At 47.8% G+C, this 24,347-nt stretch carries 22 protein-coding genes; 15 read left to right on the top strand and 7 right to left on the bottom strand.

The genetic code is table 11. The features are described 5' to 3' along the window. Positions 1 to 65: 65 nt before the first annotated feature. Complete coding sequence (locus tag DWW90_RS07030; protein WP_122344466.1) at positions 66 to 2,801, bottom strand: alpha-L-rhamnosidase; 2,736 nt, start codon at positions 2,799 to 2,801, stop codon at positions 66 to 68. 150 nt (positions 2,802 to 2,951) lie between these two features. Between DWW90_RS07030 and prmA the strand changes: the two genes are divergently transcribed. From prmA to kdsA, 7 genes are all read left to right on the top strand, one after another. After that, positions 2,952 to 3,803: a 50S ribosomal protein L11 methyltransferase gene (gene prmA / locus DWW90_RS07025; protein WP_122344511.1), complete on the top strand. Its 852-nt coding sequence runs from the start codon at positions 2,952 to 2,954 to the stop codon at positions 3,801 to 3,803. A gap of 90 nt (positions 3,804 to 3,893) precedes the next feature. After that, positions 3,894 to 4,115: a YtxH domain-containing protein gene (locus DWW90_RS07020; protein ID WP_115499077.1), complete on the top strand. Its 222-nt coding sequence runs from the start codon at positions 3,894 to 3,896 to the stop codon at positions 4,113 to 4,115. Between the two features lie 6 nt (positions 4,116 to 4,121). Further along, entirely contained in the window at positions 4,122 to 4,532 is a 411-nt protein-coding gene (locus DWW90_RS07015) for a phage holin family protein (RefSeq protein ID WP_115499078.1), read from the top strand. After that, a complete protein-coding gene (locus tag DWW90_RS07010) occupies positions 4,489 to 4,869 on the top strand; it encodes a hypothetical protein (RefSeq protein ID WP_115499079.1) in 381 nt (126 codons plus the stop codon). The genes DWW90_RS07015 and DWW90_RS07010 overlap by 44 nt, the downstream gene beginning before the upstream one ends. Positions 4,870 to 5,069: 200 nt before the next feature. After that, a complete protein-coding gene (gap, locus tag DWW90_RS07005) occupies positions 5,070 to 6,080 on the top strand; it encodes a type I glyceraldehyde-3-phosphate dehydrogenase (RefSeq protein WP_115499080.1) in 1,011 nt (336 codons plus the stop codon). 70 nt (positions 6,081 to 6,150) lie between these two features. Next, on the top strand, positions 6,151 to 7,077 hold the full coding sequence (miaA, locus tag DWW90_RS07000; RefSeq protein WP_122344465.1) for a tRNA (adenosine(37)-N6)-dimethylallyltransferase MiaA: 927 nt from the start codon (positions 6,151 to 6,153) through the stop codon (positions 7,075 to 7,077). Positions 7,078 to 7,082: 5 nt separating this feature from the next. Next, positions 7,083 to 7,883 (top strand): 3-deoxy-8-phosphooctulonate synthase, encoded by an 801-nt coding sequence (kdsA, locus tag DWW90_RS06995; RefSeq protein ID WP_122344464.1) that lies wholly within the window; start codon positions 7,083 to 7,085, stop codon positions 7,881 to 7,883. Positions 7,884 to 7,976: 93 nt separating this feature from the next. Here the strand turns inward: kdsA and DWW90_RS06990 are convergent, their stop codons facing one another. Further along, positions 7,977 to 8,678: a Crp/Fnr family transcriptional regulator gene (locus tag DWW90_RS06990; protein ID WP_115499112.1), complete on the bottom strand. Its 702-nt coding sequence runs from the start codon at positions 8,676 to 8,678 to the stop codon at positions 7,977 to 7,979. 163 nt (positions 8,679 to 8,841) lie between these two features. On the opposite strand from DWW90_RS06990, the gene DWW90_RS06985 reads away from it, so the two are divergent. Then, complete coding sequence (locus tag DWW90_RS06985; protein WP_233547666.1) at positions 8,842 to 11,019, top strand: DUF5686 family protein; 2,178 nt, start codon at positions 8,842 to 8,844, stop codon at positions 11,017 to 11,019. A gap of 3 nt (positions 11,020 to 11,022) precedes the next feature. On the opposite strand, the gene DWW90_RS06980 is transcribed toward DWW90_RS06985, so the two are convergent. From DWW90_RS06980 to DWW90_RS06960, 5 genes are read right to left on the bottom strand one after another with little or no spacing between them, the layout of a single operon-like run. Further along, a complete protein-coding gene (locus DWW90_RS06980) occupies positions 11,023 to 11,862 on the bottom strand; it encodes an N-acetylmuramoyl-L-alanine amidase-like domain-containing protein (protein ID WP_122344462.1) in 840 nt (279 codons plus the stop codon). Positions 11,863 to 11,872: 10 nt separating this feature from the next. Then, complete coding sequence (uvrB, locus tag DWW90_RS06975) at positions 11,873 to 13,900, bottom strand: excinuclease ABC subunit UvrB (protein ID WP_122344461.1); 2,028 nt, start codon at positions 13,898 to 13,900, stop codon at positions 11,873 to 11,875. A gap of 6 nt (positions 13,901 to 13,906) precedes the next feature. Next, the gene (locus DWW90_RS06970; protein ID WP_115499086.1) at positions 13,907 to 14,104 is read right to left on the bottom strand and encodes a PspC domain-containing protein; all 198 of its coding nucleotides are present in this window, start codon (positions 14,102 to 14,104) and stop codon (positions 13,907 to 13,909) included. Positions 14,105 to 14,149: 45 nt separating this feature from the next. Beyond that, positions 14,150 to 16,231, bottom strand: a complete 2,082-nt coding sequence (locus tag DWW90_RS06965) for an alpha-galactosidase (protein WP_122344460.1) — start codon at positions 16,229 to 16,231, stop codon at positions 14,150 to 14,152. A 31-nt stretch (positions 16,232 to 16,262) separates the two neighbouring features. Then, positions 16,263 to 17,000, bottom strand: coding sequence for a copper homeostasis protein CutC (locus DWW90_RS06960; protein WP_115499088.1), 738 nt, complete (start codon positions 16,998 to 17,000; stop codon positions 16,263 to 16,265). 765 nt (positions 17,001 to 17,765) lie between these two features. On the opposite strand from DWW90_RS06960, the gene DWW90_RS06955 reads away from it, so the two are divergent. From DWW90_RS06955 to DWW90_RS06925, 7 genes are all read left to right on the top strand, one after another. Further along, on the top strand, positions 17,766 to 19,313 hold the full coding sequence (locus DWW90_RS06955) for a DUF3078 domain-containing protein (RefSeq protein ID WP_115499091.1): 1,548 nt from the start codon (positions 17,766 to 17,768) through the stop codon (positions 19,311 to 19,313). A gap of 100 nt (positions 19,314 to 19,413) precedes the next feature. Beyond that, positions 19,414 to 19,830 (top strand): SoxR reducing system RseC family protein, encoded by a 417-nt coding sequence (locus tag DWW90_RS06950; RefSeq protein WP_115499092.1) that lies wholly within the window; start codon positions 19,414 to 19,416, stop codon positions 19,828 to 19,830. A gap of 10 nt (positions 19,831 to 19,840) precedes the next feature. After that, entirely contained in the window at positions 19,841 to 20,806 is a 966-nt protein-coding gene (locus DWW90_RS06945; RefSeq protein WP_122344459.1) for a Fe-S cluster domain-containing protein, read from the top strand. 12 nt (positions 20,807 to 20,818) lie between these two features. Beyond that, entirely contained in the window at positions 20,819 to 22,150 is a 1,332-nt protein-coding gene (rsxC, locus tag DWW90_RS06940; protein ID WP_122332260.1) for an electron transport complex subunit RsxC, read from the top strand. Between the two features lie 13 nt (positions 22,151 to 22,163). After that, a complete protein-coding gene (locus tag DWW90_RS06935) occupies positions 22,164 to 23,123 on the top strand; it encodes an RnfABCDGE type electron transport complex subunit D (RefSeq protein ID WP_122344458.1) in 960 nt (319 codons plus the stop codon). A gap of 2 nt (positions 23,124 to 23,125) precedes the next feature. Beyond that, positions 23,126 to 23,770 carry an RnfABCDGE type electron transport complex subunit G gene (locus tag DWW90_RS06930; RefSeq protein ID WP_115499096.1) on the top strand — a complete coding sequence of 215 codons (645 nt, stop codon included), beginning with the start codon at positions 23,126 to 23,128 and terminating at the stop codon, positions 23,768 to 23,770. After that, positions 23,763 to 24,347, top strand: coding sequence for an RnfABCDGE type electron transport complex subunit E (locus DWW90_RS06925; RefSeq protein ID WP_115499097.1), 585 nt, complete (start codon positions 23,763 to 23,765; stop codon positions 24,345 to 24,347). Before DWW90_RS06930 ends, DWW90_RS06925 begins: the two co-directional genes overlap by 8 nt.

The raw sequence follows: 24,347 nt of genomic DNA, 5'->3' as shown, positions 1-24,347 counted from the left end.
ACCCTCTGCGGAATTCAGTGTGCAAAATTACTGTTTCTTAATTTATCATCCAAATCTTTTTGAAACTATTTTCCAAAATGATAGCTTCCGGAACCGATCTCGATCTCTGTATATCCTTCCGTCGCCGAAACTCGCCGTACGCCCGGCAGATTACCGACCGTCACAACGTATTCTTTCGGTATGCGGACAATCGCCGTCGTGTTGCCCGGCAATGTGATATCCCAGCTAAAGTCGCCGTTCTTCTTTGTCCAAGCGCTCTTGATCTCGCCGTAAACAGACCGATAGGAAGCGGAGACTTCGTCCAGGCCGTCGGGAAACACAGGTTCCATCACCAACTTTTTAAACCCGACGGCATCAGGAGCGCATTTGATACCGGCCAGGTCTTCGTAATACCAGATCAGCAGGTCGCCGAGCAGCATCACATGGTTGGCCGAGTTCATCGCAGGATCAGCCGTGTCACCGTTCCAAAGTTCCCAGATCGTCGTTGCGCCATTCCTGATCATGTAGCCCCAACTCGGATATGTTTCGTTTGTCAGGATTTTATAAGCCATATCCACACGTCCGTATTCGGTCAGTCCGCGCATCAGATGCTGGATTCCCAACACTCCGGTGCTGACATGGCCGCCGAAGTCGCCTTCTGTCTTATCCACTATATTTTTGAACACTTTGCCTTCGTATCCTTCCGGCACGAGTCCGAGACGCAAGGACAGGATATTGGCTGTCACCGTGTTATTTCCATATTGCGCCGTCTCTTGATCAAAGAACTTAGCATTATAGGCTTCTTTCATCTTAGCGGCAAGCGATTCGAATCCGGGGATATCGGCTTCCTGTCCGCAGATACGGGCAAAACCGATCATCTTATTCAGCAAATCATAATAAACAGTCGTGCTGAGAATCGCCCCGTCTGTCTTACGGGAAGGATCTTGCGAGTGAATCAGTTCCTGCGATTCGGGAGGCATACACCAGTCGCCATACTGGTCTTTCGTCATAATATAATCCTGCATGGTCGTTGCTTCCATATGTGCCATCCAACGTTTCATGGCCGGATAATGCGTGCGGATCGCACTGTCGTCACCATATTGGCGATACAGCATATCGGCGACATAGAAGAAGGCGGACGGCCAGGTCACATCGTCTGCATAAATCGTCCAATAGTTCGGAGAAACATCCGAGATGCTGCCTTCCGGACTCATGGAGTCTTCGATATCCTGCAACCATTTATTATACAATCGGGAGTTATCGAAGATAAACGCTTCGCCATAAGCGCCCGTCGCACGGTCACCCAGCCAGCCGAGGCGTTCGTCACGCTGCGGACAATCGGTCGGCATGCCCCGGTAATTACTGCGGATTCCCCAATAAGAGTTCTGATGTATCTGGTTCACCAACGGATTGGAAGTCTCAAAACATCCGGTCGTCGCCATCCGGTCATAAATCACATGGCCGGTAAAAGCAGACAATTCAGGTTTATAATCAAGCCCGGAGATTTCCACAAAACGGAAACCATGATAGACAAAACGGGGTTGCCAACTGAAATCGCCGTCTTTGGCTGGCGTATAAATATCTGTCACCAACGCTTTACGCAGGTTTGCCAAGTAGAGCGAACCGTCTTTCTGCAACAGTTCGGCAAACGTCATGGAGACGGGTTGATCTTTTTTCCCTTTCAGGTTTATGGACAACCAGCCGACCATATTTTGTCCCATATCCAGGATATATTTGCCGTCGGGACGTTCAAAGATGGCAACCGGTTTCAAGGTTTCCTGTACCCGGATATTCGGATTCTGCTGTGCAGTCAGCTTTCCGGCCGGAGCTTCCATTACGTCGGGAGTTTTCCAGGCGCCATCGTCATAACCATTCGTGTTCCAGCCTGCCATTTCTAAGCGGGCGTCATATTCTTCGCCATCAAACTCGTTATTGGCAACGATCGGTCCTTTTGAAGTGATTTTCCAGGAAGCATCGCTGACAACTGTTGCCTGCGACCCGTCGGCATATTCAATCTGAAGCTGTGCCAACAAACGGGGCAGACCAAACGTTTTCATACCCGGATTACGCATGGAGAAGAAGCGGCCGTTACCCAATATCACGCCCAGCGTATTCTTATCGGCAGCCAGTAAATCCGTCACATCATATACATTATAATATACACGCTTATAATATAAGGAAGGCATCGGGGCAAAAACATCTTCGCTCACCTTCTTTCCGTTCAGATAAGCCTCGTGCGAGCCGAGACCGGAGATATACAGGACAGCCCGCTTCACCGCCTTGTCTGCCGTAAACTCTTTACGCAGGTAACGGGCGGCAAGACGGGTTTTATTGTTTCCACCGGCCACTCCTATTTCTTCGCCCGGATTGGAAAGGGCATCCTCACCGATCCAAGTCGCTTTCCATTCCGAGTCATCGAGCAGGGCCATCGACCAGCTTCCGACATCGCTCCAGGGACTGTCGCCTTGATTAGTCGCTAACTTTACACGCCAGAAATAAGGCTTTCCCGATTTGAGCGCTTTCCCTGCATACGGAACCAGCACCGATTGATCCGAACGGACTACGCCCGAATCCCACAAAAGGCCTTCTCCTGATTCTAACTGTTCGGGAGATGCGGCCACCTGTATCTGATAAGAGACTTGTGCCAAATCCGGCCTATCGGAAACGATTTGCCAGGAGAAGCGAGGTTGCATCACATTAATTCCTAACGGATTTTCTTTCATCTCCAACCGGAGATTCTCTACTTTTACTGTCGAATCGGACGTACATCCCGCCCAACCGAAAATCAAAGCGATCAAAAGCAATAGTGTTGTCTTTTTCATATCGTTGCGATTTAATCTGTTAATAGCATGACTTTTGCAGTCAAAGGAAAAGCTTTCAGGTCTTATTCCATTCCTAAAAATGATTTTATATCTTATGTTTTTGATAATAATTACTATATTTGTCAGTATAAACAGGTTAAACAAAAAGATATGAATTATTACGAACTCACTTTCACCTACGACTCTCCTATCGAGACTTCCATCATTAACGACGTACTGGCCGCCGAACTGGGAGAAATCGGCTTTGAAAGTTTTACCGAAAACGAAAGCGGACTGCTTGGGTATATTTCCGATCAATTATATAATGTAAAGAGCTTGCAGGAGAAACTTGCCGCTTTCCCGCTGGAAAATGTCGAGATCCATTACACCGAATCTTTGGTGGAAAGCAAGGACTGGAACGAAGAGTGGGAAAAGAATTACTTCAAACCGATCCGCATCGGCAAAGACTGCATTATCCGCGCCTCTTTCCACGAACACGAACCGGGCTATACCTATAACATTATCATCGACCCGAAAATGGCTTTCGGAACCGGCAACCACGAAACGACTTATCTGATGATCAGCGAAATGCTCAAACTGGACCTGGCCGGGAAAGAACTGCTCGACATGGGATGCGGAACAGCCGTATTGGCCATCCTTGCCCGCATGAAAGGAGCCGGACGTGTTGTCGCCATCGATATTGACGAATGGGCCTATAACAATGCGCTCGAAAACATCCGCCTCAACAATACAGACGACATACAGGTCGCGCTCGGCGGCGCCGAACAAATCGCAAGTGCCGGACAATTCGATATCGTATTCGCCAATATCAACCGGAATATCCTGCTGAATGACATCCGCCACTACAACGACTGCATGAAACCGGGAGCGCTACTCTTCATGAGTGGTTTCTATACACAGGACATTCCCGCCATCGAGGAAGAATGCAAGCGCAACGGACTCACCTTGTTGTCGCACACAGAGAAGAATAATTGGGTTGCGGTGAAAGTTCAAAAACCATAACATTAATTAACCCTAAAAGTTAAGGCCGAAGTAAACTATCATTCAAGTATATTCGTTATCTTAGTAGCAACATTATAAAAAGAAAGAGTTATGAAAAATGTAGATTCTAAATTATTACTGGGATTAGTAGTTGGTGCAGCCGTTGGCGCTGCAGTTGGTTATCTGGCAGCAACAGATAAAAGAGAACAACTATTAGAAGAATTGAATGGTGTAGTTGGAAAAGTAAAAGAAGGCTTCAATTCTGCTCTTGCTAAATACAAAGAGGGTAAAGCCGAAGTTGCAAAAACTACAGAAGAAATCGTAGCAGAATAAGTTTGTATGGAGAAAGACTCAGGAGAAATCTTCCGGGAGCTGAAAGATGACCTTTCGGCTTACGTGGAGTTGAAGCTCGAACTCCTAAAATTAAACACATACGAGAGGACGGGGAAAGTGATTGCCGTCCTTTCGTATGGTGTTATTTTGTTGTTTCTGGCTTTCTTTGCAATTCTGTTCATCTTCCTGGCTTTAGGTTTCTTCCTCGGTGACCTGTTCGGATCGGTCGGCTCGGGGTTTGGCGTGGTCGCCATCCTCTATCTGATACTGATCGGAATTATTATAATGAACAAAGACAGAATCAGCAACAAGGTATTGAACGTTGTGATCTCTGCATTGACAACAAATGACGATAAAACAAACGCGACAGACAATGAACAAGCAGCAACAGACCCCGCTGGAGAAACTGATTTCTGACCGCCGCCGCATCCAACAGGCATGCGTGCTACAGGAACAGAAATTGAATACCGATTTCTCATACATACAAGAGAATGCCGGTAGCCTGCTACTCTCGGGTGTCTCCGCTCTTTTATTCCCAAACACAAAAGCTAAATCCAAAGGAACAGAAAACAGCCAGTCCGTGCAACCGGCTTCGGAAGTGCCCTCCCTGTCGTTGGGATTTTCCGATTATCTTTCTGTTGCACAGAGTTTACTACCCGTCGCTTGGGACGTTGCACGCCCATTACTGACCGCTTGGGGGATACAAAAGGTCCAGACATGGATAATAAGGAAACTTTTTAAGAAAAAGAAATAAGCCTCAACAATTAATTTATGTTAGAGGGCATATTTTTCTCGTTCTATTTCCCAAACAATAAAAAAAATGACTAAATTTGCAGTCGTTAAAAACAAGGAATGAGATACAACAAACTTTTCAAGCTCGTGTGCTACTCCTTGTAGACGCTAATTCGGATATAAAATTATTATTTTTAATAAACCCATAAAAGTTTTATTACAATGATTAAAGTAGGTATTAACGGTTTCGGCCGTATCGGACGTTTCGTTTTCCGTGCTGCTCAGAAGAGAAGCGATATTCAGATCGTAGGTATTAACGACCTTTGCCCGGTTGATTACTTGGCATATATGCTGAAATATGACACTATGCACGGTCAGTTCGACGGAACTATTGAAGCTGACGTTGAAAACAGCAAACTGATTGTAAACGGTAAAGCTATCCGTGTAACTGCAGAAAGAAATCCTGCTGATTTGAAATGGGATGCAATCGGTGCAGAATATGTTGTTGAATCAACAGGTCTGTTCCTGACAAAAGAAAAAGCTCAGGCTCATATCGAAGCTGGCGCTAAATATGTTGTAATGTCTGCTCCTTCTAAGGACGACACTCCAATGTTCGTTTGCGGTGTAAACGAAAAAACTTATGTTAAGGGTACTCAGTTCGTTTCTAACGCTTCTTGTACTACTAACTGTTTGGCTCCTATCGCTAAGGTTCTGAACGACAAGTTCGGTATCACAGACGGTTTGATGACAACTGTTCACTCAACTACTGCTACTCAGAAGACTGTTGACGGTCCGTCTATGAAGGACTGGAGAGGTGGTCGTGCTGCTTCTGGCAACATCATCCCTTCTTCTACAGGTGCTGCTAAGGCTGTAGGTAAAGTTATCCCGGCTTTGAACGGCAAATTGACTGGTATGTCAATGCGTGTTCCGACTCTGGACGTTTCTGTTGTTGACTTGACAGTTAACTTGGCTAAGCCGGCAACTTACGCAGAAATCTGCGCAGCTATGAAGGAAGCTTCTGAAGGCGAACTGAAAGGTATCCTGGGTTACACTGAAGATGCAGTTGTTTCTTCTGACTTCCTGGGCGACGCTCGTACTTCTATCTTCGATGCTAAAGCTGGTATCGCTTTGACAGATACATTCGTAAAGGTTGTTTCTTGGTATGATAACGAAATCGGTTATTCTAACAAGGTTCTTGACCTGGTAGCTCACATGGCATCTGTAAACGGATAATCATAAGATTATATAGTTTAAAAGCCGCATCCTTCTGGTTGCGGCTTTTTTTGTCTACCTTTGTACCACTATGGATGCCTATCAACTTATCACTGTTTTAGGGCCGACAGCCTCCGGCAAGACAACATTTGCCGCTGCACTCGCCGCCCGGCTGGACACGGAGATTATCAGCGCCGACTCCAGACAGATTTACCGTTCGATGGATATCGGGACAGGGAAAGACCTGGCCGATTATACGGTAGACGGAAAAGCAATTCCTTACCACCTGATCGACATCTGCGATCCGGGATACAAATATAACGTATTCGAATATCAGCACGATTTCTTCCGGGCTTACGAATCGATCCGGGAGAAAGGGAAACTGCCTGTTCTCTGCGGAGGTACGGGAATGTATATAGAAGCCGTATTGAAAGGTTATAAGCTGCTGGATGTTCCCCAGAACCCGGAACTGCGTGAGTCATTAAAAGACAAATCACTCCCGGAACTGGAACAAATACTTGCCAGCTATAAGACTTTACACAACAAGACAGACGTAGATACGGCCCAACGCGCCATCCGCGCAATCGAGATTGAAGAATATTACAAGAACGAAGCTCCGGATGCAAACGAATACGACCCGATCAACAGCCTGATCATCGGTATCGACATTGACCGCGAGTTACGGCGCGAAAAGATTTCCCGCCGCTTGCGCACCCGCCTGGATGAAGGGATGGTAGATGAAGTACGCGGCATCATTGATTCGGGCGTAAAGCCGGAAGACCTGATTTATTACGGACTGGAATATAAATACCTAACATTATATATAATAGGCGAACTGTCTTATGAGGAAATGGTTTCACAATTGGAAATCGCCATCCACCAATTCGCCAAACGGCAAATGACATGGTTCCGCGGAATGGAACGCCGGGGAAGCACCATTCATTGGATAGACGCGACATTACCGACAGAGGAAAAGATCGAGAAGACATTGGAGTTATTGAGACAAAACAACATATAACGATTATGATAACAATAAACGATTTAAAAAACAACGATAACTTCTTCCTGATGGCAGGCCCTTGCGTGATAGAGGGAGAAGAGATGGCACTGCGCATTGCCGAAAAAGTGGTCGGCATCACGAATAAACTGAACATCCCGTATGTATTCAAAGGATCATACCGGAAAGCCAACCGTTCACGCCTGGATTCCTTTACTGGCATAGGAGACGAGAAAGCGCTCAAGATACTGCGCAAAGTCAGTGAGACATTCGATATCCCGACAGTCACAGATATCCATGAAACGACAGAAGCCGCAATGGCGGCCGAATATGTCGAAGTCCTGCAAATCCCGGCTTTCCTTTGCCGCCAGACAGACTTATTGGTTGCCGCAGCCAAAACAGGTAAGATCGTCAACATCAAAAAAGGACAATTCCTTTCACCGGAAGCCATGAAGTTTGCCGTACAAAAGGTAGCCGACGCCGGAAATAACAATATTATGATTACGGAAAGAGGCACAACATTCGGTTATACCGACTTGGTCGTGGATTATCGGGGAATTCCTCAAATGCAGCAGTTCGGTTATCCGGTTATCATGGATGTCACCCATTCCCTGCAGCAGCCGAACCAGACTTCCGGCGTAACAGGCGGACTTCCTGCTTTGATCGAAACAATAGCCAAAGCAGCCATTGCTGTCGGAACCGACGGATTATTCATCGAAACCCATCCGGAACCATCCAAGGCCAAATCAGACGGGGCTAACATGCTGCAACTTGATTTACTGGAAGGATTACTGACACGGCTGGTCCGTATCAGGGAAGCTTTATAATTAAAAATTGAGAGTTGAAAATTGAAAATTATTACAGAGACCTCTCAGTCTTTTAATTTTCAATTTTCAACTCTCAATCTTCAATTTATTCCATTATCCCATCTTACTTATCTTTCTGAGCTTATCTTCGTCTATCAGCTTGATCTTTCGACCATCGATTGCGATAATACGCTCAGCGACAAATGTAGACAATGTACGGATAGCATTGGATGTTGTCATGTTAGAGAGATTTGCCAAATCTTCACGAGACAGGTAAATACTCAACGTTGCCCCATCTTCTTCCAAGCCGTAACTATCTTTCAGGAACAACAACGATTCTGCCAGACGACCCCGGATATGTTTCTGGGTAAGGTTGACTGTACGTTCGTCAGCGATTCCTAAATCGAGAGAAAGTTGGCGGATAAAAAACATTGCAAGATTCGCATTTCCCATTAAAAGGTCAGTAACAATCGTCATCGGAATCAGGCATACTGTCGAAGCCTCAAAAGCAGAAGCATTCGTCAGATAGTTTTCCTGAGCAAAATTTGCCCGGTAACCAAAGTACTGCACAGGCTTAATCATCCGGATGATCTGGCTTCGACCGCCTACACCTTCTTTAAAGATTTTCACCTTGCCTTTTAATAAGCACATCATATCCCTCGGTTCGTCGCCCTCGCAATATATCAACTCGTTACGTTTGAAATGCTGGATCGTCGAATTATTACGGAGCACATCCCGTTCCTTTTCGGTCAGGACTCTCCATACTTCTGCCAAACTGGCCGATAGATCGACCTCTTCTTTTTGTTGTTTAACCACGACTGCTATATAACATACTTGTGAAGCACAAATGTAATACTTTTCTTTTAAAAGCATAATATGTTTAATCTGATAATTTACTAAATTCATAAACATTTTACACTCTTTAGCCTGGAAATTCGATTTTATTAATTACGTTTGTAAAGAAAGGGACGATAATTTGTTGAAAAAGTATATTAATATAATCATTCTGCTTTTTATCGCAGCGAATGCCTTAGCTAACCCTGACGGTAGTTATGGAAATCTTTTATTGCTGGGAAGAACACCTAAAACAGTCTCATCTCAGCAAGGAGATTCTATTATGAGAATGGTAATCGAAAATGCCGATAAATATAAGACTGCCGTTAACCGGTATGAAGCCGAAATCTATATCAAAGGCAAAACGGAAATCCTCAAACGAAACGTTTTAATGCGCTTTGCCCATCATCTTTTTCCGGTAGACAGAAGGAATAAGGACATGATTTTCGAGATGGTGAGTCAATCCAAATTCAACGCACCCAATAATTACCAACACAATTTCGAGGCGCTATACGGAAACAGCATCCCGAATGGGGCTAAGCAACAGGAAGTCCTGACATTCCTGAACCTGAATGTCTACTCACCAACCATCTATAATGAGGGAATCATTATGCCAGTCGCCAACGAAGCATTCAAGTTCTACAACTTCAACCTGGAGAGTATTGAAATTGTCGATAATCTGAAAATATACAAGATACGCTTCATGCCCAAACTATGGAGCCAGAAACTCATATGCGGGGATCTTTATATCACAGATAAGAACTGGCGTATCGACAAGATCGACGTGAACGGACGCTTCTCCTTTGCCGAGTTCAACCTCGTCATGACATTCGGGCGTGATTACCGCCATTTCATCCTGCCGCAAAAAGCCGACCTCTTTCTCCGGTATCACGTATTAGGGAATGCCATCGCCAGCTCCTATCACACCTCTTTCAAGTACAATGCAGTCGAATGGGTGGAAGAAGATTACGAAAGTAAAAAATACAAACCGCTCGACTTGACAGGATATTACCGGCTATCATCCGACACGATCCCGATCATAAGCGACAGCTGCTACTGGAACAAAAAACGGGACATACCGCTGACCAAAGAAGAAGCGATAAAATACGAAAAGAAAAACATTGCAGTCCTACAAAAAAGCGATACCGGCAATATCCAGAGGTATCTGAAAATAACGGAAAAGCTAACCAATACGATCAATCTGGATTACAAGACCACTCGTCTGAAGTATTCCGGCATACTGAATCCTTTTCAGTTAGGCTATTCAGGACGAAACGGCATTACCTACAGGCAACAGGTCCGCTTCAGCAAGACATTCAAACGGGACCGCCAGCTACGTTTCCGTCCGGAGATCGGTTTCGTCTTCAAACGAAAAGAATTGTTTTTCAAGTTTGGAGGAGACTGGGAATATCTTCCGGAAAAGCGAGGCGCCCTAAGTCTCAGCCTTGGAAACACCAACCAAGGATACTCATCCAAGATCATGGAGGAAATCAACGAGCAGTTGAAAGACTCCGCCTTCAACTTCGACAATCTGGATCTGGAATACTTTAAGCACTACTACATCGAGCTCAAAAATCAGATCGAGTTGTTCAACGGTTTTCAACTAACGACCGGTATCTCATACCACCGCCGTGTTCCAACCCGGAAAAGCGCGATCGATCCGGGAGACGGCGTAACGGAAATTATCAATGAAAACTATCACGACTTCATACCAACGATCGGTTTCTCCTATACACCCAGGCAGTATTACTGGATGGACGGTTATCGTAAAGAGTATCTCTACTCCTACTATCCTACTATTTCCCTGGAATTCGGGCAATCCATACCCGGCGTATGGAAGAGTAGCGGAAATTACGGACGCATAGAGGCCGATATCCACCAAAGCATTTACCTGGGGCTATCCCGCCGGTTTAACTATCACATTAGCGGAGGTATGTACACAAACCAGAAATCAACCTATTTTGCCGATTACCGGTATTTCACCCGGCATAACTTCCCCGAGTCGTGGGGAGGAGATGATTTCGGGGGTGTCTTCCATCAGCTGAGAAGTGTATGGTTCAACGCCTCCGACAAATACGTGCAAGGCCATCTCATGTATGAAAGCCCGTTTATGCTCATCCAGCTGTTCAAACCGGAAGCAACCAAACATATCATTTCGGAACGTTTCTACCTCAGCCAGTTGTGGATGCCGATCAAGCCCAGCTATACGGAAATAGGATACGGTTTCGGTAATCACATCTTCAACGTCGCCGCCTTTGTCGGATTCGATAAATTGAAATATGACGGCATCGGATTCAAGTTTGCATTCGAACTCTTCCAGTAACCGTCAGAATTGCGGGCGGACAATCATTATGCCGCTGTTACGCTTGATGCTCTGCACATATTCCAGCAACGGCTCCTCATTCACAATCACCTGTTTCTTAGAAGTCGAGGCATGGATAAAGGTCAGCTTCTCCCCTTCCCGGCAGATAATGCCGACATGAGAAATATCCAATCCCCTTATAGTCGTCACAAAACAAACAATATCGCCGTTCCGGATCTTTCCGGCATGTGCATTGATCTCGTCCTGCGGGATGTAATAGTACGGCCGGGCACTGACTTCCCGCTCTTTCGCCGCCATTATTGCCACACGATCAGGGTGCCCATTCAACTGTTTGTAACTGCCCGGATGCATAGACATAAAAAAGAGGTCCAACATAAGCGGTTCTCCTCCTATCTCTTTCGTGACATCTTTCAAGTAGCCTCTCCGTTCGTTCTCATAAATCCAGTCGGAAGTATAATGGAGGCGGTCCGTATAATCCAGTGCAGCCTTATCCGGTTTCCGGTAACGCATCCCTTTCAGAGCGGACATATAAAGATCGAATGACGGATGTTGCTCCTTCAAAGAACGAACTAAAGCAGCCGTATTCTCGACCAGCGTCATGCAATCCAGTTCGCGCAGATTAACAACCAAGTCTTCCGGTTCCTTTTCCAATGTACCGGCCACATAAGGAGTTCCCAAGAAGAAACGGGCCGTTTCCACCATCAGTTCACCCGTCGGCAAAGCCTTCTTCGATTCCATCGCCCGGCAATACCGGTCATAGACCGCCTTGTCTTCGACAGACTGCGCATTTCCGGCAGAGAAAGAGAGAAGCAACAGTAACAATATCAGATACTTCAGTTTCATAACGCTCTTTTTATTCCTTTTTTGTTCCCAACAGATCCTCTAACTTCACCAATTCGTCACGGAACTGGGCTGCTTCGATAAATTCCAGCTTCTTAGCCGCTTCCATCATCTGCTTCTTCGTCCGTTCGATAGCCTTTTCAAGCTGCGCGCGGTTCATATACTGAACCACCGGATCTGCGACCAGGCTCGGTTCCGGCTCCACATAAGCATACGGTTCACCCGTAACAGGTTGCTGTTTTTCCGCCATCAGAGAAACGCTGTTCCGGATCACCTGACGAGGCGTGATGCCATGTTTCTCATTGTAGGCAAGCTGCTTTTCACGGCGGCGTGCCGTTTCGTCCATTGTCAGACGCATACTGTCGGTTATCTTGTCAGCGTAGAAGATTACCTTTCCGTTCACGTTTCGGGCCGCACGTCCGGCAGTCTGTGTCAGGGAGCGGTGCGAGCGGAGGAAGCCTTCTTTGTCGGCATCCAGAATGGCGACCAGCGAAACTTCCGGCAGGTCGAGCCCTTCACGAAGCAGATTGACACCGATCAGCACATCAAACAGCCCTTTCCTGAGGTCATCCATGATCTGGATACGCTCCAGCGTGTCGACATCACTGTGGATATAGTTGCAACGGACTCCCATCCGCATCAAATAGGTGGTCAACTCTTCCGCCATGCGTTTTGTCAGTGTCGTAACCAGGACACGTTCGTCCACAGCAGAACGTTTCGTTATCTCTTCCATCAGATCGTCAATCTGGTTCAGCGTCGGACGCACTTCGATCACCGGATCAAGCAGTCCGGTCGGACGGATCACCTGGTCGACCACGATACCTTCGCTCTTCTCTAACTCATAATCGGCAGGCGTCGCACTGACATAAATAGCCAGCGGGGTCAACGATTCGAACTCGTCGAACGTAAGCGGCCGGTTATCCATCGCTGCCGGCAATCGGAAGCCATATTCCACCAGGTTCTTCTTACGAGAATAATCGCCCCCGTACATCGCCCGTATTTGCGGGATCGTCACATGGCTCTCGTCCACGACCAGCATAAAATCTTTCGGAAAATAATCCAAGAGGCAGAAAGGACGTTCACCCGCCTGGCGGCCGTCGAAATAACGGGAATAGTTCTCGATACCGGAACAATGTCCCAGTTCGCGTATCATCTCCAGGTCGAAAGTAACCCGTTCATACAAACGCTTTGCCTCGTAAGGTTTGCCGATCTCTTGCAGGAATTTCACCTGTGTACCTAAGTCCACATCGATCTGCCCGATAGCCATGTTGATACGTTCCTGCGTAGTGACAAAAAGGTTCGTCGGATAGATATTCAGTTCGTCCTGCTCGTCAATCTCCTGTCCGGTCTGTGGGTCGAACGAAGAGATGCGGTCTATCTCATCGTCCCAAAACTCAATGCGGTAAGCAGCCCCGTCAAAGGTTTCAATCGCCGGAAAGATATCGACCGTGTCCCCGTTTACCCGAAAGCAACCCCGGTTAAATTCCAGTTTATTATTGACATAGAGGGCATCCACGAAACGGCGCAACAGCTTGTCGCGGTCGATACGCATTCCCTTTTCCAGATGCGTCACCTTCTCTGCAAAAGCAGTCGGGTCCGCCATACCATAGAGACAGGAAACAGAAGAGACGACAATGACATCTTTCCGCCCGGAGAGCAGCGAAGCAGTAGCCCGCAGACGCAACTTGTCGATCTCGTCATTGATCTGCAAATCCTTTTCGATGTAAGTATCCGTACTCGGCAAGTAGGCTTCCGGTTGATAATAATCGTAATAAGAAACAAAATACTCGACGGCATTATTCGGAAAGAACGCCTTAAACTCGCTGTACAACTGTGCTGCAAGCGTTTTGTTATGACTCAAGATCAGGGTCGGTTTCTTCACCTCCTTGATCACATTGGCAATTGTAAACGTCTTTCCGGACCCCGTTACCCCTAACAAGGTCTGGAAAGGCACACCACTCTTTATACCGTCGGACAGAGCCGCAATCGCTTCCGGCTGGTCGCCCGTCGGACTGAATGGAGAAGATAATTCAAAATTCATTCTTTATTAATAAGGTTGTTTAGGTATAACCATCCAGAGGATCAGATAGGCGATCACCCCGGAAAACACCGTAAAGATACTCAATAATATGTATCCGATACGCACTAATGTCGGGTCCCAGCCGAAATAATCCGCGATCCCGCCACAAACACCTGCAATCATCCCCTTATTGGAACGATAAAGTCTTTTTTTAGATTCTTCCATCGTCTTCTTTATTTTAGTTTTATAATATTCTACCGGCAAATATACTTATAAAACCCGATAACTATACAACGCATAGCTATTCGGTTGCGGAAGGGAGAAACGAATCCGTCCGTTTCCGCTGGTGATGGAGCGAAAGGCTTTTCCGGCACCGATGACGGGTTTGAACTCGACTTCGTCGCCCGGTTCGAAGAAAGTATCCATGTCGAAGGATTCAGCGTCATTGTATTCGCGGAACACAAGGAAATATCCTTTCTTCTCCTTTATCGACTGGAAGCCGCACCAAGACTTGCCCGAAGGCTCATTTCCGACCGGGAAAACGGAGCCGGTATGGAAGTCGTGTTGAATTGCCTTATACTTCTTGATTACCTCGCCTGTCGGGAAAGCCTCATCCGGCAAATTCGAAGCTTCGAACCAAGCCAGCGGTTGGGCCGCCATCGTTATGGCAAACAGATAATCGAAGGAATAAGTTGCCGGGGCAAACCTGTCGCCCTTATATTTATCGCCGTTACGCCATTTGTTCAGGAACTCGATCTGTAAGGACTGAGGGGCGACATAACGCGAAAGCATCCATAAATTACGCAAGGACCAGTACGGATAATAGTTACCCCAATCCGTGTACCGGTTTTCCAGGAAGATATTTCCATATTCATTAAAGAAGAAATAACCGCCCCGCCGTCCGGCTGTTGCATCCAGGTTCAGCACGGCTTTCCATCCGGTCGCCTCCATCACCCGGTCGTACAGGCTGCGCAGGCGACTTTCGGACAATTTATTATCAAAGAATGTACCGTCGATCTTAAAGGTCCGGATGCCATATTTCTCATACAAGGCGATCAATGCATCGGCATCTTTCTGCCAGTCGGCATAATCATGCTGGATGCTGGGGTTGAACCAGAGGCAGACCTCGATACCTAACTCTTTCCCCCGCTCTACAATCGGCGCCAGGCCATTCGGGAAACGGCCGGGATCGGGCGTCCAGTAATCCGGATTATCCCAGATATTCTTAAAACTGCCCCCATAGGCGGAATTAGCACTGCGCCCCGCCTGCCATCCGTCGTCTATCTGGAAATGCGTAATGCCCAAGCGGGAAGCCAATTCCAGTTCCTTCAGACAGAAAGCCTCGTTCACACGCGTGTCCTGCCCTCTGTCTCCCCAAGTATTCAGCATCACCATCTCATCGCGGTCTTGCAGGAACGGACGGATGCGCATCTGGTAATTCCGAAGGGCCATCCGTTTCTGTTTCTCGCCGGAACGGTAGGTACCGGTCACATAGCTATAGGCCTTTGTCCATTCATCTACCTTCACATCCGCACTGTCAATACCGAGCCCGACCATACGGAAAGTTCCTTCACTAACCATGAAATCTCCTCCCGGATAATAGAGCTGCACGTTGGAAGTAGGCGCCTCCTTCAACATGAAAAAGCCGGCTTCCTTCTCCGTATTCTCCGCAAACAACAGGTTACCCCTGTAGAGACAATCCCTGTAGGAAAGTGCACGCACCGGACGAACTAACGTATTGAAACGGTCGGTGACATCAAAAAACTCCACAGCCTCCAACTGCCAATGCTTGCCTTCCAGCACAAGCTGTTCCATCACCGGGACATTGCCTCCTTGCGAATTCTGCGTCAGCTTCTCTATATTCTGCAAGTCAGCCGGATTATCCAAAGTCTTTACCCATTTCTGCGACGCCTTCCCTTTCAGATACAGTTCACAAGCGATAGCCGGACAGTCCGGGTACACTTTAAAGACCTTTCTCACCTGCAGATCTCCGATTGCATACTCCACAAAGACACGCAGATGCCGGGTGAACTGCAAAGATGCAGGTATTTCCTCGGCACGGATAGTCGCGCCATCACCCTCCTTCTTCTCCCCGGGAAGAGCAAGATCAGGCTGGCTGTTCCGCGTCTGCCATTCCAAGCCATTCTTCTTATCTTTTAACTTACAGGTAATCAGATTACCGTTATTCCAGAGCCAGCATCTCTTGATCAGGCTGTTTTCGAGCGTCAGCGTATCTTGCTTCAACTCCACTTTACAATCTCCCGCGACCTGTTTATAAGGCTGCACGACGGCAAAGGCAGGAACGGTCAGAAATAATGAGAACAGGGATATCCCCCACAACTGTTTTTTCATGTTTATATTTAAGTATTAAGAATGATATGCTTTATAGATAAGCCGCCACCTTCCGCCGGTCTGTTTCCACCGTCTCGAATTCAGAGGAGACAATGCTGCTGCCCATCGGGACATTTTCGTTCCGGTATTCCATCCGGCTATACACAATACTGCGGGCGGAAGTATGAAATTCCTTTGCTCCGGTCTCTTCCTCGATCCGGGCAATGTTATTCTCGCGCACGCCGCAGCCGGGCATGATGATAATACGGCCTGCCGCCCGTTTGACCAGTTCGGCAATGAGCGGGATACCCTTCACAGCATCAGACTGCTGGCCGGATGTCAGGATGCGGTCGCAGCCCAATCCGATCAGCTGCTCTAAGGCTTCATACGGATCACGACACACGTCGAAGGCACGGTGGCAAGTGACGGACAGTGGCTTGGCTGCCTCGATCAGCCGGCGCATCAAGGGAACGTCTATATCTCCCTCTTTCGTCAGGCAACCAAAGACAACGCCATGCACTTTCAGTTGTTTGCACATCTCGATATCCAATAACATCGCTTGCACCTCAGCCGGTGTATAGAGGAAATCTCCCCCGCGCGGACGGATAATCACATTTATATCGATAGACGAAGTCAGTGCCTGCGCCGTCCGGATCTCTCCGTAACTGGGTGTCGTCCCCCCTTCCGGGATGCCGGCACAAAGTTCCACACGCTTGGCTCCGCCGGCTTCCGCTTCCACACAGCTCTGGGCAGAGTTTGCACAAATTTCGATAATACGAGTCGGTTTCATAAAAATCTTGTCTTTGTTTGTTTCTACTTACACAAAGATAAAACTATTATATGAAACTATCCTTATTTCTACTTCAAGAGATTCACAACAAGAACATCCATTCATATCGTTTTTTACAATAACCCCTTATTTTTCTATTTCACCTCAAAAAATGAACGATTTCAATTTGACTTTTCGCTACCGAAACAGCCCTTTTCGTGACAAACGAGCCGGTGGCCTGCGCAGCCCGTTCAAAAAGGATGACATTTGTCAAACCGGAACAGAGACTTCCCGACATTCCGATAAAGCTTAACTCCCGGAGAATCGAATATTTGAAAGCATGAAGGGGGAGGGACAGGAATATGGCAAGGATTCGGAGGCTATTTTTCGGTAAACTGGCAGCTCTTTTCCATTGCGACCGTCCTAATTACTATTACGACCGTCCTAATCTTCGCGAGGTGCCGAGTGCACTACCTATTAGCACGGTCGCGGTGGCGATTAGGACGGTCGTCTTTTGGAAAAATCGCATATTTCACTAAAATAACCGGTCCGAAAGCGCTTTTTCGACCGGAAAACAATCGTCGGGGAGACACTTCTCGAAGCCTCTAAAGGAGGTTTTCGAGACGTTTTTTACAATAAGTCCCCTCCTATTATACCGAAACTGAGTAGAGGCTTGTTCCGCTTTTTCAAAATTGTTCAGGGCATTCTTTTCAAAGATTAGTCTATCTCATAACTTTTCACTAATTTCGCACCAATATTTTAAATGAATGTAAAAAAGATACGGCAATGGTAAAGAGATCTGTTTTAGCGTTATTTATTGTATTGTTATTCAGCAGTAACCGGGTAGGAGCACAAGACGTTAATATAATCGGTGGAAACCAGTTGAACAAATCGGTTCAGGTGGCTGCTCCCGATACTTTCCCTTTATTGGAGATAGATGAAGTCGAACTGGAAAAAATTCCGGATCTAAGAACACAGTTTGAGAAGCTGAACAGCAGCTACTCTTCTCCCGTTGCCCCCAGTGAGAACCTGCTTCGTTTTTTGAAAAAAGACGAGGTTGAACTTTCGCCGGAAGCTCAATATTGGGTCGATTGGGTACGGGACCCGTCGACTGTTATCAGTCCCTGGATGACATTCCGGGACACAATGATTGTCAACCCGCTGTTCACCCCACTCCTGTTTAGGGGAGGACTTATACCGGAAGATTTCCGGCTTTCCGACAAAGACTTCATCAGCAAACTGCGTCCGAACTATTCATTGTTCAAACCGGACACGACCTTATTCCAGGATGAAGTGCTCAAAAACAAGTTGCAGAATATGGCGTATGATTATGTCCGCATAAACCATCCGGAATATTTCCGTTACTCGGAACGTGACCTGCCGACCGATATCGTGCAAACGCATATAATAAAGAAACCGACATACGAACCGGAACTGATCAAAATAGAAAAAGACCCGAATGCATTCAGCGACGTAGACGCTCCGGTCAAATTTATTCCGGAACGCCGCTACTGGACTTCGCATTTCGAAAGCGCCATACAGTTCGCCCAGAATTATATCTCCCCGAACTGGCATAAGGGCGGTGTGAGTACGCTGAACCTGACTAACCGCCAGTATTTCGTGTACAATTATAATAAAGACAAGATACAGTTTACCAACGAGCTGGAATGGAAAACGAACGTCTACACGGCACCGAAAGATACGTTGCGCGATTATAAGATCGGTGACGACGTATTGCGTCTGCACAGCAACATCGGTTATAAGGCCTTCAACAAATGGTTCTACACATTCGATGCCACATTCCAGACGCAGATGTTCAGCAATTTTGCCGAAAACACGGACAACAAGCTGGCCGGATTCCTTTCGCCGTTCAGCATCAACCTCGGTCTCGGTATGAAATACGACCTGAACAAGAGCTTTGCAAACAGCCGCCATAAGAAACTGACATTGTCTGCCAACTTGGCTCCGCTCTCTTATACATTTATGTATAGCACGAACAAAAATATCGACTTGGGCCGTCACGGTTTCAAAAAGATAGAAGGGACAGACGAATACGAGCGCAAACTGAGCCAGTTCGGTTCCACGATCAACGCGACTATGACATTCCAGTTCAACCGGAACGTAAGCTGGTATTCCCGTTTCTATTATTTTACCAGTTACGACCGTATGTTGGGAGAGTTTGAAAACCGTCTGACGATGGCGATCAGCCGTTTCTTCTCGACTACCATATCGCTGAATTTGCGTTACGACGATGCGGTGGCCAAGAAAGATGATTTTGACAGTTATCTGCAGATCAACGAGCTGTTGAGCTTCGGCTTTAATTACAAATGGTAAGGCAAAGTCTATTATTTCCATAATAAACTTTGTTAATCGTGACATAATATCCAAATATTACTTACTTTTGCCTCGGTTTTGCAATGTCGAGATTACAAATATGAGCGAAAGTATCAAACACAATGGGATAATAGAGAAGATCGACGGCGGTACGGTCTACGTTCGGATCATCCAGCAATCGGCCTGTTCCGGATGCCATGCGCAAAGCATGTGTGCGGCATCCGAAAGTAAGGTAAAGATTATCGAGGTTCCCGACAACTCAGGAAAGTTCCATGTCAATGAAGAAGTCCAGCTATGCGGGCAAAGTTCATTAGGACTGCTGGCCGTACTTCTGGCATTTGTATTTCCGCTGATTATTGTACTTGCGGCTATTGTAACAGGTACCAGTATGCAATGGGAAGAAACCACAAGCGGGTTAACCGGACTACTGCTCTTAGTTCCTTATTATTGCATATTATACTTTTTACGCGATAAACTAAAAAGACGATTCATTTTCACCTTGAAAAAACTTAATTGACAAAAATATCATGATTTTAATTGCCGTTATTTCATTAGGAGCGATTGGAGCCATCGGTGCAGTTTTTCTATACGCCGCCTCCAAGAAGTTTGAAGTATACGAAGATCCTCGTATCGCACAAGTCCAGGAGGTACTGCCTGGGGCCAACTGTGGAGGTTGCGGATATCCCGGATGCGGTGGTTTTGCGGCCGCCTGCGTAAAGGCCGACACGCTGGACGGACTCTTATGTCCCGTCGGTGGAGCACCGGTCATGAGCCAGGTCGCTTCCATCCTCGGTATGGAAGCAGGAAGTGCAGAACCGATGGTAGCCGTTGTACGATGCAACGGAACCTGTGCAGCCCGTCCACGCGTCAACCAATACGACGGTGTACAGAGTTGTGCGATTGCTTCCACCCTGTATGGCGGAGAAACCGGCTGTTCATTCGGTTGTCTGGGTTATGGCGACTGCGTGTCGGTTTGTAACTTCGACGCCATCCACATCAACCCGGAAACAGGGCTCGCCGAAGTAGACGAAGAAAAATGTACTTCATGCGGGGCTTGCGTAAAGGCTTGTCCGAAGAGTATCATCGAACTGCGCAAGAAGGGACCGAAATCCCGCCGTATCTTCGTCAGCTGTGTAAACAAAGACAAAGGCGGAGTCGCCAAGAAAGCATGCTCAAACGCTTGTATCGGCTGTGGCAAATGTGCAAAGGAATGCCCGTTCGAAGCGATTACCGTGGAAAACAACCTGGCTTACATCGATTACACCAAATGCCGCCTGTGCCGCAAGTGTGTTGCCGTATGTCCGACCGGCGCTATCCACGAACTGAACTTCCCGCCGCGTAAAGAAGCAGCTCCCGCCGTGGACGCCGACAAAGTGAAGCCCGCTGCAGCTCCGAAACCGGCTGCCCCGAAAGCAGAAGCTCCGGAAGTAAGCGCGACGCCGAAGACAGAAGCTCCCAAAATTGAAACAAAAGAAGAAACAAATCAAAAATAAAAATCTAATAGTATGCTAAGGACATTTCGAATCGGAGGTATCCATCCGCCCGAAAATAAATTGTCTGCCGGTAAGAAGATTACCGCGTTGGCTGCTCCTAAGCAGGTAATCATACCGCTCAGTCAGCACATCGGGGCTCCTGCCCAGGCAGTGGTCAAGAAGGGGGATCCGGTAAAGGCCGGAACGCTCGTTGCCAAGGCTGGAGGTTTCGTCTCGGCCAACATCCACTCGTCGGTATCCGGTAAAGTGAACAAAATAGACAGCGCTCTCGACGCAAGCGGTTACAAACGCCCGGCCATCTACATCGACGTGGAAGGAGACGAATGGGAAGAAACGATAGACCGCAGCGAAACACTGGTAAAAGAATGTACGCTGACATCCAAAGAGATTGTCGACAAGATTGCCGCTGCCGGCATCGTTGGCTTGGGCGGTGCGACTTTCCCGACACAGGTGAAGCTGATGCCTCCCCCCGGAAGCAAGGCGGAGATCATCATCATCAACGCAGTCGAGTGCGAACCCTATCTGACCTCCGACCATTCCCTGATGATGGAAAAGGGCGAACAGATCCTGGTAGGCGTGACCTTGCTGATGAAAGCCGTAAACGTAAACAAAGCTGTTATCGGCATTGAAAATAACAAACCCGACGCAATCGCCCACCTGACGAAGCTGGCAGCCGGCTATTCCGGCATCGAAATCATGCCGCTGAAGGTGCAGTACCCGCAAGGAGGTGAAAAGCAGTTGATCGACGCCGTAATACGCCGTCAGGTGAAGAGCGGCGCACTGCCTATCTCTGCCGGAGCGGTCGTACAGAACGTGGGTACCGCTTATGCCGTATATGAGGCAGTCCAAAAGAACAAGCCGTTGTTCGAACGTGTCGTAACCGTAACCGGAAAGGCTGTTGCCAACCCTTCGAACTTCCTGGTTCGCATGGGGACACCGATCAATATGTTGATCGAAGCGGCCGGCGGTATTCCGGAGAATACGGGTAAGATTATCGGCGGCGGCCCGATGATGGGTAAAGCGTTAGTGAGCGCCGAAGTTCCTGTGACAAAAGGCAGTTCGGGAGTCTTGCTGCTGACAAAGGAAGAGTCCGTCCGCAAGCCGATGCAAGACTGCATCCGTTGCGCCAAATGTGTGAATGTCTGCCCGATGGGACTGAATCCGGCTTTCCTGATGAAGTTTACCGTGTATAAGGATTGGGACAAGGCGGAAGCGGGCTACATCCAGGACTGCATCGAATGCGGTTCCTGTAGCTACACCTGCCCGGCCAATCGTCCGTTGCTGGACCAGATCCGTTTGGGCAAGGGGAAAGTAATGGGTATTATTCGTGCAAGAAAGTCATAAAACAAAGAGCAATATGGAAAACAAATTATACGTATCGCCTTCGCCCCACATTCATGGCGGCGACAGCATAAGCAAAAATATGTACGGTGTGCTGATTGCCCTTGTTCCGGCTTTTCTGGTATCACTCTACTTCTTCGGACTGGGTGCGCTGATCGTGACCGTCGTTTCGGTTTTCTTCTGTGTCCTGTTCGAATATCTGATTCAAAAGTTCCTGATGAAAAAGGAACCGACCATCTGCGACGGTTCGGCTATCCTGACCGGCGTATTGCTGGCTTTCAACCTGCCGTCGAATCTGCCGGTATGGATCATCGCTATCGGCGCGCTGGCCGCAATCGGCATCGGTAAGATGTCATTCGGCGGACTGGGTAACAACATCTTCAACCCGGCGCTGACAGGACGTATCTTCCTGCTGATCTCTTTCCCGGCACAGATGACTACGTGGCCGGTTGTCGGACAACTGACTTCCTATACAGATGCCACAACGGGTGCAACCGTCCTGTCATTGATGAACGAGGGAGCACTCGACAAGATGCCGACACTCAGCGATATGCTGGTCGGTAATATGGGCGGTAGCCTGGGTGAAGTCAGTGCGATCGCACTGCTGTTGGGCATGTGCTATATGTTATGGAAGAAGATCATCACCTGGCATGTTCCGGTATCTATTTTCGTCACGGTATTTGTATTCACCGGTATCATGCATCTGGTGAACCCGGTTCAATATGCAAGCCCGTTCGTCCATCTGCTGTCCGGCGGTCTCATGTTGGGAGCGATCTTTATGGCGACCGACTATGTGACTTCACCGATGAGCAAGAGCGGGATGATCGTTTACGGTGTCGGCATTGGTATCCTGACAACGGTGATCCGTCTGTTCGGTTCTTATCCCGAAGGTATGTCATTTGCCATCTTCATCATGAATGGAGTTACTCCGCTAATCAACAGTTATATGAAACCTAAACATTTCGGAGGAAAATAAGCATGGCAAAACTAAAATCAACATTACCCAATATGTTCCTTTCGCTCACGGTCATCTGTGTCGTGGCAGGAGCTATATTAGCAGGTGTGAATATGTACACCACCGGCCCGATTGCCGCCACCAAAGCCGCTGCGCTGGAAGAGGCGATCAAAGCAGTCACGCCGGATTTCGATAACAAACCTTCGGAAGAAGCCTACATGGCTGTTACGGCCGACGGCGATTCACTGAAGATATATCCGGCCACCAAAGACGGCAAATTCGTAGGTGCCGCCGTAGAAAGCAACACCAAGAAAGGCTTTAGCGGCGAGATCAAAGTAATCGTCGGTTTCGATGCCGCCGGAAAGCTGCTGAACTACTCCGTATTGCAACATGCCGAGACTCCGGGTCTGGGTGCCAAGATGCAGGAATGGTTTCGGGCGGACAAGAACCACCAGAGTGTACTGGGACGTAACCTGGCCGACGGTCAGTTGAAAGTATCCAAGGACGGTGGCGATGTAGACGCTATCACAGCCGCCACGATCACCAGCCGCGCATTCCTGAACGCCGTGAACCGTGCCTACAGCGCATTCTCCGGTGCCGACGGACTGACCGGAGCTACCACTTCATCCGATAACACAACTAAAGAGGGAGGAAACGACAATGAGTAATCTGAAAATATTGATGAACGGTATCGTCAAAGAGAACCCGACATTCGTACTGCTTTTGGGTATGTGTCCGACGTTAGGAACCACCTCTTCGGCACTGAACGGTATGAGTATGGGACTTGCCACCATGTTCGTGCTGGTCTGTTCCAACATTGTGATTTCTGCGTTGAAGAACCTGATTCCCGATATGGTGCGTATTCCGGCTTTCATCGTCGTGATCGCAACATTCGTAACTGTTGTCCAGATGTGTATGGAAGCTTTTGTGCCGGCCTTGTATGCCAGCTTAGGCTTGTTCATTCCGTTGATCGTTGTAAACTGTATCGTATTAGGGCGTGCCGAAGCGTTCGCTGCCAAGAACGGCATTATCCCTTCAGCATTCGACGGATTAGGAATGGGGTTGGGCTTTACCCTGGCTCTGACATTGCTGGGCGCGGCCCGCGAATTGTTAGGAACAGGCAAACTGTTCAGCTTGACACTGATGCCCGAAGAATACGGTTCGCTGATCTTCGTACTGGCCCCGGGCGCCTTTATCGCATTAGGTTATCTGGTCGCTATTGTAAACAAACTGCGTAAAGCTTAA

The organism is Parabacteroides sp. AF17-28, assembly GCF_003479205.1.
Classification (GTDB): domain Bacteria; phylum Bacteroidota; class Bacteroidia; order Bacteroidales; family Tannerellaceae; genus Parabacteroides; species Parabacteroides acidifaciens.
This window is presented reverse-complemented; position numbering and strand designations above follow the sequence as displayed.

Bases quoted from the DNA above. Each gene is read 5' to 3' on its own strand.
- DWW90_RS07030 (WP_122344466.1), bottom strand. From the start codon at position 2,801: ATGAAAAAGACAACACTATTGCTTTTGATCGCTTTGATTTTCGGTTGG.
- prmA (WP_122344511.1), top strand. From the start codon at position 2,952: ATGAATTATTACGAACTCACTTTCACCTACGACTCTCCTATCGAGACT.
- DWW90_RS07020 (WP_115499077.1), top strand. From the start codon at position 3,894: ATGAAAAATGTAGATTCTAAATTATTACTGGGATTAGTAGTTGGTGCA.
- DWW90_RS07015 (WP_115499078.1), top strand. From the start codon at position 4,122: ATGGAGAAAGACTCAGGAGAAATCTTCCGGGAGCTGAAAGATGACCTT.
- DWW90_RS07010 (WP_115499079.1), top strand. From the start codon at position 4,489: ATGAACAAGCAGCAACAGACCCCGCTGGAGAAACTGATTTCTGACCGC.
- gap (WP_115499080.1), top strand. From the start codon at position 5,070: ATGATTAAAGTAGGTATTAACGGTTTCGGCCGTATCGGACGTTTCGTT.
- miaA (WP_122344465.1), top strand. From the start codon at position 6,151: ATGGATGCCTATCAACTTATCACTGTTTTAGGGCCGACAGCCTCCGGC.
- kdsA (WP_122344464.1), top strand. From the start codon at position 7,083: ATGATAACAATAAACGATTTAAAAAACAACGATAACTTCTTCCTGATG.
- DWW90_RS06980 (WP_122344462.1), bottom strand. From the start codon at position 11,862: ATGAAACTGAAGTATCTGATATTGTTACTGTTGCTTCTCTCTTTCTCT.
- uvrB (WP_122344461.1), bottom strand. From the start codon at position 13,900: ATGAATTTTGAATTATCTTCTCCATTCAGTCCGACGGGCGACCAGCCG.
- DWW90_RS06970 (WP_115499086.1), bottom strand. From the start codon at position 14,104: ATGGAAGAATCTAAAAAAAGACTTTATCGTTCCAATAAGGGGATGATT.
- DWW90_RS06965 (WP_122344460.1), bottom strand. From the start codon at position 16,231: ATGAAAAAACAGTTGTGGGGGATATCCCTGTTCTCATTATTTCTGACC.
- DWW90_RS06960 (WP_115499088.1), bottom strand. From the start codon at position 17,000: ATGAAACCGACTCGTATTATCGAAATTTGTGCAAACTCTGCCCAGAGC.
- DWW90_RS06955 (WP_115499091.1), top strand. From the start codon at position 17,766: ATGGTAAAGAGATCTGTTTTAGCGTTATTTATTGTATTGTTATTCAGC.
- DWW90_RS06950 (WP_115499092.1), top strand. From the start codon at position 19,414: ATGAGCGAAAGTATCAAACACAATGGGATAATAGAGAAGATCGACGGC.
- DWW90_RS06945 (WP_122344459.1), top strand. From the start codon at position 19,841: ATGATTTTAATTGCCGTTATTTCATTAGGAGCGATTGGAGCCATCGGT.
- rsxC (WP_122332260.1), top strand. From the start codon at position 20,819: ATGCTAAGGACATTTCGAATCGGAGGTATCCATCCGCCCGAAAATAAA.
- DWW90_RS06935 (WP_122344458.1), top strand. From the start codon at position 22,164: ATGGAAAACAAATTATACGTATCGCCTTCGCCCCACATTCATGGCGGC.
- DWW90_RS06930 (WP_115499096.1), top strand. From the start codon at position 23,126: ATGGCAAAACTAAAATCAACATTACCCAATATGTTCCTTTCGCTCACG.
- DWW90_RS06925 (WP_115499097.1), top strand. From the start codon at position 23,763: ATGAGTAATCTGAAAATATTGATGAACGGTATCGTCAAAGAGAACCCG.